The sequence below is a fragment of the Candidatus Neomarinimicrobiota bacterium genome (assembly GCA_034716895.1).
In the GTDB taxonomy this organism is placed as follows: Bacteria; Fidelibacterota; UBA8477; order UBA8477; family JABMPR01; genus JABMPR01.
This window is the reverse complement of sequence record JAYEKW010000147.1, coordinates 59,476-72,773: the sequence shown is the minus strand read 5'-3', so window position 1 is coordinate 72,773 and position 13,298 is coordinate 59,476. Positions and strand designations below refer to the sequence as shown.

The 13,298-nt window shown below is 44.5% G+C and carries 11 protein-coding genes; 10 read left to right on the top strand and 1 reads right to left on the bottom strand.

Features of this window, described 5'->3' with window-relative positions; all coding sequences use genetic code 11:
- Positions 1-260: 260 nt before the first annotated feature.
- Positions 261-713 carry a hypothetical protein gene (locus U9Q77_09365; protein ID MEA3287566.1) on the bottom strand — a complete coding sequence of 151 codons (453 nt, stop codon included), beginning with the start codon at positions 711-713 and terminating at the stop codon, positions 261-263.
- A 288-nt stretch (positions 714-1,001) separates the two neighbouring features.
- Here U9Q77_09365 and rlmN point away from each other — a divergent pair, with 288 nt between their 5' ends.
- The 10 genes from rlmN to U9Q77_09315 all read left to right on the top strand — a co-directional run bounded on the left by rlmN (position 1,002) and on the right by U9Q77_09315 (position 13,265).
- The gene (gene rlmN / locus U9Q77_09360; protein MEA3287565.1) at positions 1,002-2,042 is read left to right on the top strand and encodes a 23S rRNA (adenine(2503)-C(2))-methyltransferase RlmN; all 1,041 of its coding nucleotides are present in this window, start codon (positions 1,002-1,004) and stop codon (positions 2,040-2,042) included.
- A gap of 8 nt (positions 2,043-2,050) precedes the next feature.
- Positions 2,051-2,842 (top strand): purine-nucleoside phosphorylase, encoded by a 792-nt coding sequence (locus U9Q77_09355; GenBank protein ID MEA3287564.1) that lies wholly within the window; start codon positions 2,051-2,053, stop codon positions 2,840-2,842.
- Between the two features lie 268 nt (positions 2,843-3,110).
- Entirely contained in the window at positions 3,111-4,433 is a 1,323-nt protein-coding gene (locus U9Q77_09350) for a PDZ domain-containing protein (GenBank protein MEA3287563.1), read from the top strand.
- A 231-nt stretch (positions 4,434-4,664) separates the two neighbouring features.
- Complete coding sequence (locus U9Q77_09345) at positions 4,665-5,237, top strand: DUF4390 domain-containing protein (protein ID MEA3287562.1); 573 nt, start codon at positions 4,665-4,667, stop codon at positions 5,235-5,237.
- Positions 5,238-5,245: 8 nt separating this feature from the next.
- Positions 5,246-6,430, top strand: a complete 1,185-nt coding sequence (locus U9Q77_09340) for a HAMP domain-containing sensor histidine kinase (protein MEA3287561.1) — start codon at positions 5,246-5,248, stop codon at positions 6,428-6,430.
- 27 nt (positions 6,431-6,457) lie between these two features.
- Positions 6,458-7,828 carry a sigma-54 dependent transcriptional regulator gene (locus U9Q77_09335; protein ID MEA3287560.1) on the top strand — a complete coding sequence of 457 codons (1,371 nt, stop codon included), beginning with the start codon at positions 6,458-6,460 and terminating at the stop codon, positions 7,826-7,828.
- 35 nt (positions 7,829-7,863) lie between these two features.
- On the top strand, positions 7,864-10,308 hold the full coding sequence (locus tag U9Q77_09330; GenBank protein MEA3287559.1) for a DUF5916 domain-containing protein: 2,445 nt from the start codon (positions 7,864-7,866) through the stop codon (positions 10,306-10,308).
- A gap of 172 nt (positions 10,309-10,480) precedes the next feature.
- Complete coding sequence (locus tag U9Q77_09325) at positions 10,481-11,350, top strand: sulfide/dihydroorotate dehydrogenase-like FAD/NAD-binding protein (protein ID MEA3287558.1); 870 nt, start codon at positions 10,481-10,483, stop codon at positions 11,348-11,350.
- Positions 11,347-12,804: an NADPH-dependent glutamate synthase gene (gene gltA, locus U9Q77_09320; GenBank protein ID MEA3287557.1), complete on the top strand. Its 1,458-nt coding sequence runs from the start codon at positions 11,347-11,349 to the stop codon at positions 12,802-12,804. The genes U9Q77_09325 and gltA overlap by 4 nt, the downstream gene beginning before the upstream one ends.
- Entirely contained in the window at positions 12,801-13,265 is a 465-nt protein-coding gene (locus U9Q77_09315) for a ferritin family protein (protein MEA3287556.1), read from the top strand. The genes gltA and U9Q77_09315 overlap by 4 nt, the downstream gene beginning before the upstream one ends.
- Positions 13,266-13,298 lie beyond the last annotated feature (33 nt).

The following is a 13,298-nucleotide window of genomic DNA, read 5'->3' as shown; positions in this document are numbered from 1 at the left end:
GATAAAACGAGGACTGAGTCCAAAACACTTAATATTTCGACCTTCGACCTTCGACCTTCGACCTTCGACCTTCGACCTTCGACCTTCGACCTTCGACCTTCGACCTTCGACCTTCGACCTTCGACCTAAAAAAGAGCGCGCAATAATAAGCTGAGAGTGCCCCTCCCACAATAGCTATTTTGCCATCAAGCCGCACTGCGGGTTTTGCGAACTGCAAGCTGTCAAAATGAAAAGAATAACAGGCAGCATCTTGAATACAGTTAGAATTTTTCTCCCCGCGCCTCACGTATTTGACTACCAACCGGTCGAATCCGCCCCCAAATGCTGTAGATAATACTCATGGCAGCCAGAACCTGAAATATTGAGCTCCAAAAACCAAGACTATCAGCGATTCCCCTTGGATGCAGCCCCTGAAAAATCTCGGCTATAAAACGGATCGCAGTTGATCCGGTGTACACCCAGTAACTGGCCTTTATTACAGCAGGGTTATATTTTTTATCATCTTTCCTGGCTCTGGGAAAAAACCAGACACCCACTCCCAGGATCATCAGGAACATGCCTCCCATGAGTAAAACATGGAGATGAGCCTGAATCAGAGTATAGGGGAGTGTCCATCCAAATACTTTTGCTCCGTATATGTACAAACCTGCGAAAAGCCCCAAAATAAAAAAGGCAAAGGCGGTTTTAATAAAGTAACGAGCCATCGTGAACATAATCTTTAATTCTCCTGGTTAATTGTGTGAACCTGATCCCATGCATGGTCTGTCCAAGCTACAAAATATTTGACCCGGGTTAACAACAAATTATTTTGACCATAAACTTCTGGAAATGGCGCACAGGAGGAAATGGGTGGACAATAAAGACGCAAAATCTTGCATCTTCACACCTTTTAAGTTTCAGCTACTTTTGGGTCGCCGTTACTTTTTGTATCCACTATCTTACATCCTTTGCTGTTAACCAAAGAAATGTTTTACTCCTGCCCGATGTGTGTATTTTCAAGCATGAGCAATACTCTGATCCAACTCAAGAACTTTAGCCAGCCCGAACTGGAAGATTGGGTAAAGACCCGGAGTGAAAAAACATTCCGAGGTCGTCAACTATTCCAGTGGATCTGGCAAAAAGGAGTTGAGGATTTTCAGGAAATGACCAATTTGTCCAAGACCTTGATTCAGGATCTGGAGCAAAACTGCAGTTTGCTTTTGTCTACTGTACACCAGGTACAAACATCTGAAACCCAGGAAACTTCCAAATTCCTGATTCGCTTGAATGATGGACAGTTCGTGGAAACCGTCCTCATTCCGGAAAGTAAACGAGTCACCGTTTGTCTCTCATCTCAAGTTGGTTGTGCCCTTGATTGTGATTTCTGTGCCACAGGAAAAATGGGACTGAAACGCAATCTGACCAGTGGTGAGATCGCTGATCAACTCCTCCATGTCAGACGCTTTAGTGACCGCCCCATTACCAATATTGTTTTCATGGGTATGGGCGAACCTTTTCATAATTATGCTCAAGTCATTCGGGCTGCTGATATTCTTAATGCAGAATTGGGATTTGCTCACGGTGCCCGTAAGATCACCATCTCAACCAGTGGCTTGGTACCCCAGATCAAACAATTCACCGAAGAAGGCCACCGCTACAAATTAGCGGTTAGTCTGAATGCCAGCGATGACACTTCCCGAACCCGCTTGATGCCAATCAATAAAAAATGGAATATTGCTGATCTGGTAACAGCCTGTCAGGAATATACCAAAACATCCAGCAACATGCTGACCTTTGAGTATGTGTTGATGGCGGGTATTAATGATGGTATTGGCGACGCCAGACGACTGATCAAGATTGCCAATCAGGTATTCTGTAAGGTGAATATAATTCCCTATAATGAGGTGGCGGAAGCATATAAAAGACCTTCAAATACCAGAATAAACACCTTCCTGGATACATTAAAAGGGGCTCGCTTTGGGGTAACTGTACGCTGGAGTCAGGGTGATGATATCGATGCAGCCTGCGGTCAACTAAGCACAATAGCTCAAGGAGAGAAGTAGAAAATATTATGATCAATAAACAGCCTGTCGAAGCGATTCATAAAATTCGCAGGAAAGGGATATTCAAAGCTGATATCGCTTTGGTATTAGGTTCCGGCTTAGGAAATTTTGTTGAAACCCTGGACCGGACAACCCGTATCTCCTTTTCAGATATCCCGGGTTTCCCCGTATCGACAGTAGAAGGGCACTCCGGAGAGCTGGTCCATGGATATCTTGGTGAGGTTCCTGTTCTGGTTAACTCGGGCAGAGTCCATTTTTATGAAGGCTATTCACTGGAGCAGGTAGTCTATCCAATTCATATCCTACAGGCGTTGGGTGCAAAAACCATAATTTTGACCAATGCCGCCGGTAGCATTCGCAAGGAATATGCTCCGGGTGACCTGATGCTCATTACTCGATTTCTAAATCTGACCGGACGTTCCATCTATAAGAATCAACCCGAGCCGGAGCATATTTTTGATGCTTCTAAACTGGAAAAGATTCTACAGGTTGCGGAAAGCACAGGGATTTCTTTAAAGACCGGATCCTATGCCGGCCTGAATGGACCCAGCTATGAAACTCCGGCTGAGATCCGGTTTCTCAGATTGAAAAATGCTGATGCAGTAGGAATGTCAACGATTCATGAAGCTATGGCTGCATTTCAATTGGATATGCAGGTACTGGGTATCAGTTGTTTAACCAATTATGCTGCCGGGATCCTGGATCAGCCACTGAACCACGCTGAGGTCATGGAGACCGGGCGGCGTGTCCGAGAAGACTTTGCCAAACTACTCTCTGGATTGGTTTACACGCTGGTTTAACGAACCACTCCTGCCGGGAAATAAACCTAGTTCATTTGCATAAAATAATTGAAATATATCATTCTGATATGGCGCTATATCGAATTGATGCTAACTTAGGCCGATAAATCCCCATTGGGGTGTGAATGATAACGGTCTAAAATAATATATAATAATATGTTATCATGGTTTTCACGCATTATGGCATGGCAATTGTCCTTGTGAAGAGCAAATGAATTGGACAACAATAATGAAAACGGAAAACCATCGTTCAGAAAGGAACCAGAAAATGATTAGAACAGCAGAACACCCAACGAGTTGGAGTACAATCTCAGGGGCAATCGTCGTGTTTGCGAATGCCGGAGCTTTAATTGTTTTGGCCAGTATAGTTTTATTTGCCACACCAGCATTTGTACAGGGTGCCGAGCACACAGAGGTCACGGTGAATCTGGGACAGCTATCCGAATTGAAAGAAGTTGAACAGGAACTCAATGAAGTCGCCATAGAAGTACAGGAAGCTTTAGGGGAGGTCGGTATAGAAACCGGGATTAAGATCAATTTTGAAAATGATGAAGATGATGCACGTCCCAAACTCGGAGTCTATTTAAACAATATGGATTTTGAGGATGCCTACAAAATGCGTTATCCCTATGCACATGGTGTCCTGGTAAATGGAACGGTGAATAATGGTAGTGCTGACAAAGCCGGTATCATTGAAGATGACATTATCATGTACTTTGATGGTACAAAAGTACTGTATGAAGATCATTTAGTACGCTTGATTCGCAGCAAGCATTTTGGTGATCAGGTGCAAGTCGTTTTCTACCGTGATGAAGCCCTGGATTCCACCTTGGTTACTTTTACCAAACCAGTGAAAAAAGAAAAAGCATTAGCATTGGTAGATGAAGACAAGAAAGAGAAAAAACGTCGTAATTCCCGTGGTTACGGTGGTGGTGGGTTTACCCCCATGTTGGTGCAGGATCAATTTACAGATGTTGGTGATCTTATGACTACTCTTGGTCTTTCATCTACTCCCTTCAAGGATGAGGGTATCGTTCTTTGGGGTGGCTCTGGTCAAGGCTATGTTGGCAACGGTTGGTTCTTAGGTGGCTTTGGTAATGGTGGCAGTCTTTCAAACACGGTAACGGTTATGGATGGAACTACCCAGGTAGACCGGAAGATCACTTTTGGAATGGGTTTTGGAGGCTTAACAGTTGAGAAACGTTTGGCACCCTTTTCATGGGCAACCATTGGCGCTGGTGTTGGTCTTGGAGGTGGTGGAATCGATCTAGCGGTTTCGCAGAATGATGGTAATTTCTCATGGATAAATCTTGGAACAGAACTGCTTAACACCAACAGCACAACGGTAAACTTTTCAAAGAACTATGCAATTGTTCATCCAAGAGCGAGCCTGATGCTCAAACTAACCAGTTGGATGCGTCTTAAGGCTGAATACGGTTATCTCTACGGATATTCATTCAGCGAAGGTTGGAACACTACCCTGGGTAACAGCTCTGTGAATATTGAACAGGACTCCTATGAATTGGTAGGCAGCCCGAATACAGCACTGGAAGCCAGTACGATCTCAGTCGGATTATGGTTCGGATTCTAGATCAAAATAAACGAGCAAATCATGATGCCGATATCACATGATAGCGGCATCATGATTTTTTATTAATAGTGGAACAGATGATATATCTCCGGTCTTTTGCTAGAACTGAATTCAAGACAAAGGAAAGTATATATTAACATGATCCTGGAATAATCCAGATCCTTAATAGGCGACATCAGAACATGACACTCACGATGCACCTAAAGAACAACAAAATGAAAAGACCAGCCCTTGCTACAGTTTCTTGCTGATAAGCTGGGCGCCGGAGCCCTTTTCATTTCCCAACTACTTCTTACAGCAGTTGTCGGGACAGAACCCTATTTTCAGGATGTTCATTTGGAAGTGAGTGGGGATCGATTGTTCTGTTCCGGAAGACTAATGGAAAGCTTCACGCCTGATCTGGATCTACTCCTGCGATCAGGGGATCTAGTGATTATTCACTTCGAAATAGACCTGGTGAGCACTACTAACGACTCAGTAGTGGCTATGGCAGATTGGGAACACCGCTTTCGTTACTCACTGCTGGAAGACGAATATACGGTTTATCGCAGTGAGCAAGATCGGCAAATGCGTTACGGTGATTTTGAACTGGCGAAAGAGGAATGGGTCAAGATCCAGAGAACCTTGTTCTGCAGGATGCGAGTCATGGATGGTAATCAGTCTTATTTTTTAAGAATATCAGCATTTATGGAAGAGATGGAAATGCCGGGTATTACAAAAAAAATCAACCTCATGTCCTTTTGGAATCGTATCAGACCGGTTCATGTTTCAGAACCTTTCAGGAAAAGACAATTAGCTCTATGAGATTTGGCATGCCTTCTTTCAGACTTCAAATAATCGTACTGGTAAGTCTGGTCACCTTGATCGCAGCACTTTTAATGCGCGAATTTTTCCTTAGCAATCTGAGTTCATATCAAGATCAGATCACCGAACTTTCAACAAAACAGAAGGTTCACGAATTGTATAAGAATTATAATACGATCATGGACTCCAGTCAGGTAACACCGTTCAATGGTGAAGTTGAGAGCATTCTCAGAGATTTGCATAAGATCGAGATCGCCGGAGACTTTTACAACCGTGACATCAGACGCTATTCAGTAGGAATCGTTATCCTCATGGTAATTCTGACCGGAAGTATATTTTTGCTGCTATTTATGGCCATCACCCGGCCACTGGCACGTTTGCTTACAGCTACAGAGAAATTGCAAGGTGGAGATTTTGAGATCCATATCAAAGAAAACCGGTATTCGCCCCTGAACGATCTTATCGTGGCTTTTAACACGATGGTTGAGGAATTGAACCACAACCGGGAACTGTTGATCGAAGCTGAAAAACAGACCCTATGGCAGGAAATGGCCAGGGCAATGGCACATGAGATCAAAAACCCACTTACTCCAATACGGTTGGCTGCTCAACGCCTGGAAGTAAAACACTATGAAAAGGCGGAAAATCTTCCTGAAGTCCTGGAAAAATCCATGCGAGTCATCAATGAAGAGGTGGATAATCTCCAGGCTTTGGTGACTGCCTTCTCTGGATTTGCCAAAATGCCTGAAGCTCAGTTTGAATACTTCGACCTTAACCAGCAAATAAAAGATATCAGCGAGCAATATTCGGATGAGGCCAGTATTGAATTGAACCTGGATAAAAATCTGGAAGAGATTCATGCTGATGCCATGCAAATAAAGCAAGTGCTGGTCAATCTGATCCAGAATGCTATCCAGGCTTGTCCTCGTGAACCGCAGATCAATCTGGTGACAAAAGTCCGGGAAAAGATCTGCTTAATTCAGATAACCGATCATGGCAAGGGTATCTCTGAAGCAGATCTGGTGAAAATATTTGAACCCTATTTTACCACCAGGAAAAAGGGAACCGGTTTGGGATTGGCAATAGTAAGACGGATTATTCGTCAACATGGTGGAAACATCAAGGCCTATAGCTCCCCGGGCGAGGGCTCTACGTTTGAGATAAGTCTTCCCTGTAATCGAGAAACAGCATAAATGCATTCAATCGGATAGGATAGAATTATGGCTGATCATAAGATCAAAATATTGATAATTGATGATGAAAAGAACATTCGCCTCACGTTGCGCGACATCCTTGAGGATGATGGTCATCACGTATTGGATGCCGGGAGTGGTGAAGCCGGTCTGGCTATTTTCAAACAGCAAAGTGTTGATCTGGTCTTACTGGATGTTCGCTTACCAGGCATGGATGGTATTGAAGTTCTGAAAGCAATTCGGAAGATCAATGAAGAACTGGATGTGATTATGATCTCTGGACACGCCACGGTTGGTACTGCCGTTGATGCTCTACGCATCGGGGCCTATGACTTCCTTGAAAAACCATTGTCACTAGCTCGGGTAAAGTTGGCTATCAGAAACCTCTCTGAGAAACAAACACTTTTGAAAAGATCCACTTTGATCCAGCAAACCGAAAAAGTTAAGTATCGCATGATTGGAACGTCTCCCCAGATTGAACTGGTACTAGAGACAGCCCGACGCGTTGGTCCCACTCAAGCTAAAGTCCTCATTCGGGGCGAGAGTGGTACCGGAAAAGAGTTGGTTGCTCACGCTATTCACACTGCCAGCTCACGAGCCAATGAGGCTTTTGTGAAATTCAATGCTGCTGCCATTCCATCAGAACTGGTAGAAAGTGAGCTTTTTGGACATGAAAAAGGTGCCTTTACTGGAGCTGTGGGTCAGAAAAAGGGCAAGATCGAGATGGCCAATGGCGGAACCCTTTTCCTGGATGAGATCGGCGATATGAGCCTTTCTGCTCAGGCAAAGATTTTGAGAGTTCTGGAAGATGGAAAATTTGAGCGGGTTGGGGGAACCCAAACCCAGTCTGTAGACATTCGTCTTCTGGCAGCAACCAACAAACCACTGGAAGAATTGGTGTCAACAGGACTTTTTCGTGAGGATCTGTTCTATCGTCTGAATGTCGTTCCCATAAATTTGCCACCCCTGCGCGAACGAGAAGGGGATATCAAGGTCTTGATTAACCATTTTTTGGCTCATTATGCTGCTGAACTAAGTCTGCAGCCGAAACGCTTTTCCCGGGATGCCATGAATATGCTGGTTGGATATCCCTTTCCCGGCAATATTCGTGAATTACGGAATTTGATCGAACGTCTCTATATCTTAAGCCCAAACATGGAAATCGATATTCAAGAGGTCAAACCACACCTGAATCAGGTCATCTCCACTACAGGGGATGCCACAATATTTTCTGAGACTCGTCCCTTTACTGAAGCCAAACGCATGTTTGAGGAAAGTTTTCTTGAATCTCAATTACGGCAACATGCCGGCAATATAAGCCGTACAGCAAAAAGTCTGGGCATGCAGCAATCTAATCTGTCACGTAAACTCAAAGAGCTCGGGTTGGGTAAATCCTGACTCGACTCTTCCAAAACCAAAAAGAAACTATTGTTATGAATATTGCTCGATTAATTTTACCAGGCCTGTTGTTGATATCGGTCACTTTTGCCGATACTAAGCAAAAAAGTGTATTTGCCTACAGGACTTTATCCCCGCCAATTATTGATGGTGTTGTAGATGATGAAGTCTGGAAAGGAAGTCAACCAGCCACAGATTTTTACCGCTTTCAACCAGAGAGTGGTGGTCATGCTCCGGTGAAGACCGAACTCAGGTTTTTGTATGACGATGTCGCTCTTTATGTGGCGGCTATCATGTATGATCCTGAACCGATGGAGATCCTGACCCAGTTGGGTAAACGGGATGATGACAATGTGGTAGCTGATTGGCTGGGGCTCTGGATAAGTCCCTTCAACGACGGTGCAAATGAGCTGAATTTCGCAGTGACTGCCTCTGGAATCCAAATCGATCGAAAGTTCAGCCCTAATAATGTTGATAACAATTGGAACCCGGTCTGGACCAGTGATGTTTCGATCCACGCCCAGGGTTGGTTCCTGGAAATGGAAATCCCCTTTAGTCAAATTCGTTTTCCCTCAAAAGATATTCAAACCTGGGGGCTCAACATAGCGCGTTACCGGGCGAGAGAAAGGGAAGCCTATACCTGGACCGCTCTGGATAAAGCGCAGGACAACTTTGCCCAGCAGTCCGGACTATTACATGGCATCGAGAATATCGAAACACCTCTGCGTCTTTCGTTCACACCCTACGCAGCCGCTTCTATCGAACACTATCCCTTTGATGAATCAGGCAAAAGCAACTTTTCCAGTATCTATCGGGGAGGGATGGATCTGAAATATGGCATTAATGAGAGTTTTACCCTGGATATGACCCTGATCCCGGATTTTGGTCAGGTTCAATCTGACAACCAGGAACTGAATCTTACCCCTTTTGAAATTCGTTACGATGAGCATCGCCCATTTTTTACGGAAGGAACTCAATTACTTCATAAAGCTGGACTATTCTACTCCCGTCGGGTAGGGTCCCGACCGGTAGGTTTTTGGAACGTGTATGGTGATGATGTGCTTGGTTCAGGTGATGAGATCATCTCCAATCCTGATGAAACACAACTCATCAATGCCACCAAAGTAACCGGACAAACCATCAATGGCATTGGATTGGGCTTTTTCAATGCCATCACCGCCGAAACTCATGCTGTTATTAGAGATTCGGTGGGCAATGAGCGTGAATATGTGACGAATCCCTTGACTAACTATAATCTGGTTATAGTAGGTAAGAACCTTAAAAATGGATCCGACTTCAGCCTTGTCAATACCAATGTCCAACGTTTTTCCGGGGATGATAACAATTATGATTTTCGGGATGCGAATGTAATTGGCTTTGAAACTCGATTATTGACCGCTGATTCCAAATGGATATTGGAAGCCAATGGCGGCTATGATCAATTGATCTATGCCGATAGTGTATCCACTGGTTATAAATACTATTTAGGTATATCAGAAGGTCTGGGAGCTTTACAATATGGTCTTGGGCACAATGTGGAGAGTGAATTCTATAACCCCAATGATATGGGATACTTGCGCCAGCCTAATGAGTATTCTCAACATGGTTGGATATCACTTAGGACTCTAGATCCGGTCTGGAAGGTTAATAGTGCGAATATCAGGGTAAGCGCCAATTATTCTAGTCGTTTCAACCCCCGTGTATATTCCAGTCTGGATTTCAATGCTCATTACAATATAAGCTTTAAAAACTATTTATCCTGGGGTGGTGGACTCTCGTTGAGGCCGAAAGAAGGTCATAATTATGATGAGCCCCGAATTGCTGATCGCTATTTTACTGTTCCCACAGGGTTTAATTTTCATACCTGGCTTTCATCGAATTATAACAAGGCCTTCTCCATGAATGGCTGGGGTGGTGCCTCAACCAGAAATCGACGGGGTGCCCAATGGCATGGTGGTGGTATAACTCCGCGTTGGCGTGTGAATAATCGTTGGCTCATGCGTTATGAAGCTGAAATGCATTTGAATGAGAGTGACCACGGGTTTGCCGATTATGATAGTGAAGGTGCTCCAATTTTTGGTAAACGAGATCAGGTGACGATCACGAATAGTTTCTATTCCAGCTACATTGTCAGTCGGAATCTTGAGTCTGACATTCGCATGCGTTATTACCGATCATCTGTAGAATATCTGGAATTCTTTGATCTCCTTGAGGATGGTAATTTATCCCCGAGTTCGTATAGTGAGGATCTGAATACTGTGTTCGGAGCATTTACCATTGATGCAGTCATGACCTGGCGCTTTTCACCGGGAAGTGAATTGAATATTACCTGGAAGAACGCCATTTTTACCTACGGTGATAATCCGGGAGTCTCGTATCTGGAGGATGTGAAGGGTTTACCTGATCTGGATCAGAGTAACAGCCTCTCTTTTAAACTGTTATACTATGTTGATACTTGGAATCTGAAACATAAACTATAGATCCGACCATCATACTTTTAGGGCGTTGAATTGCCATCAAATAGGGATCCTTCGGGTCTTCGACCCCTGGGAAGATAAACCGCCTACTGCCCTTAACCCTGCATCTCCAATTATTACAGGCTTTATGGCATAGAGCTTGCCTTTGTGAATGACCTGAAAACAGGAGAGTCCCATGTATAAAATATTAAAAGCCAAATTCATTGCTCCCAATGTAAAAAGTTTCATTATTGAAGCCCCCCTCATTGCTAAGAAACGTCAAGCAGGGCAATTTGTGATGCTGAGGGTTCATGATAAGGGTGAACGTATTCCCATTACTATTGCTGACTCAGATATCAAAGCGGGTTGGATCAATATCATCGTACAGGGGCTGGGAAAGACCAGTGCTCACCTCAATACCCTGGAAGCAGGTGATCATTTACAAGATTTGGTAGGACCGCTGGGTCTGCCTACTCACATCGAGAACTGGGGTACCCTGGTCTGTATCAGTGGTGGAGTTGGAACAGCTGAAGCGCTGCCAATTGCTGCTGCTGGAAAGGCTGCCGGGAATCGCGTTATATCCATCATTGGTGCCCGCAACAAAGATCTGATTATCGCTGAAGCGCAAATGGCTGAACTTGTCGATGAAGTCCGTATCTCTACTGATGATGGATCTGCCGGACGCCACGGTTTGGTCACCGATGTATTGCAGGATATCATGGATGAAGGCATCAAACCTGACATGATCGTTGCCATTGGTCCCCTGCCCATGATGGCCGCCGTCTCTAACCAGACCAAAGAGATTGGTATTCCTACCATGGTCAGTCTGAATGCCATTATGGTAGATGGAACCGGAATGTGTGGTGCCTGCCGGGCTACCGTTGGTGGCAAAACAGTTTTTGTCTGTGTGGATGGACCGGAGTTTGATGGTCATCAAGTAGATTTTAAGGAATTGGGCATGCGCCAGAAGATGTACAAAAAACAGGAGGCAGAATCACATAAGTGCTTCCTTGAAAAACAGATGAAAAAGCTCAAAACTGAGCAGGCAGAGGAGGTTTCATCATGAAACGTGAAAAACCTCAATCATTCAATACTGTACCAATTAAAGAACGCCTGACTATCCCTCGTCAGGATATGCCGGAGCAGGATGCTTTACTCCGTAGCACCAATTTTTTGGAAGTGAATCTTGGCTTCACACCTGAACAGGCTGTAATAGAAGCACAACGCTGTATCGAGTGTAAAAATCCCACCTGCATGGAGGGGTGTCCGGTAAATATTAAGATTCCTGACTTCATTCAGTTGATCTGTAACAAAGATTTTATGGGTGCAGCTGAGAAAATCAAAGAAGACAATTCCCTGCCAGCCGTTTGTGGCCGGGTTTGTCCTCAGGAGACCCAGTGTGAACAGGTTTGCGTAGTGGGGAAACGGTTCGAGCCAGTTGCCATTGGTCGTCTGGAACGTTTTGTGGCAGATTATGCCATGCTGCATGGAAATGGTTCAGCCAAAACCATTGAGAAACCCAAGCCCAGTGGACAAAAAGTCGCGATCGTTGGTTCTGGACCAGCCGGTTTGGCAGTGGCCAGTGATTTGATCAAAGAAGGTCATGATATCACCGTGTTCGAAGCACTGCATGAGTTTGGTGGAGTATTGGTCTACGGCATTCCGGAATTTCGCTTACCCAAAGCAATTTTGCGGGAAGAGGTTGCCAATCTGGAGGCAAAGGGGGTCAAGTTTATCAAGAATTTCATTGTTGGCCGCACCATGACCATCCAGGAATTGATGACAGACGAAGGCTATGATGCCGTTTTCCTGGGCTTGGGAGCTGGTTTACCCCGGTTTATGAATATTCCAGGTGAGAATCTCAATGGCGTCTATTCTGCCAATGAATTTTTGACCCGTTCAAATCTTATGCGTGGGTATGAATTCCCCGAATGGGATACGCCGCTTTATCGGGCTAAGCATGCCATCATTGTAGGTGGTGGCAATACTGCCATGGATGCAGTTAGAACAGCCAAGCGTCTCGGAGCCGATGAAGCCTCTATTGTTTACCGACGTTCTGAAGAGGAAATGCCGGCACGTAACGAGGAGATCCATCATGCAAAAGAAGAGGGAGTACAATTTCTGAACTTGGTAAATCCCATCGAATTCATTGGTGATGAGCAAGGCAATGTGGTGATGGCCAAATGCTTGCGAATGAAACTGGGTGAACCTGATGAATCAGGTCGTCGTCGTCCGATTCCCATGGAGGGATCAGAATTCACCATGGATGTTGATATGGTGGTTATCGCTGTTGGAAATGGATCAAATCCGCTGATTGCCCAGACCACCCCTGAAATTGAGACCAATAAATGGGGTAATATTGTTGCCGATGATGATGGACGCACTTCCATGGAAGGGGTCTTTGCTGGAGGAGATATTGTTAGTGGTGGTGCCACAGTAATCCTGGCTATGGGTGCCGGTCGAAAATCAGCCGCAGCTATTAGTGAATATTTGAAAGAAAAAGTTGGGAGTGTCACATGAGCCTAAATGAACAGATCAACTCCATGAATATGGATGAGATACTGGAAATGTGTATTGATCAGGAACAACAGGCCATTGATCTATATGTCATGGCAAGGGATCAGGCCACAGATGAAAGTGCTCGTCAGAAGTTTCAAGAATTGGTCGACATGGAAACTGAACACAAGGTTGCACTCCGCCAATTTGAAATTGAAAGCTTTCTGGAACTTCCTCCTGCTGATTTGAAAGTTACTGATTATCTCATGGAGCCAACGCTTAAGCAGAATATGACCACCCAGGAAATTGTCATTCTGGCTGCCAAAAGAGAGGGGAAAACAGCTCGCATGTATCAGGATCTGGCTAACCACTTTGTTTCAGATAAAAAGTTAAACACATTTTTTCAAATGATGGCTGATGAAGAATTACGCCATAAGCATGATCTGGAAACAGAGTATGAAAATGAGTTTCTACAAGAAGGCTAGTCCTGGTTTTTGAATTAAGTACAATAAGATATT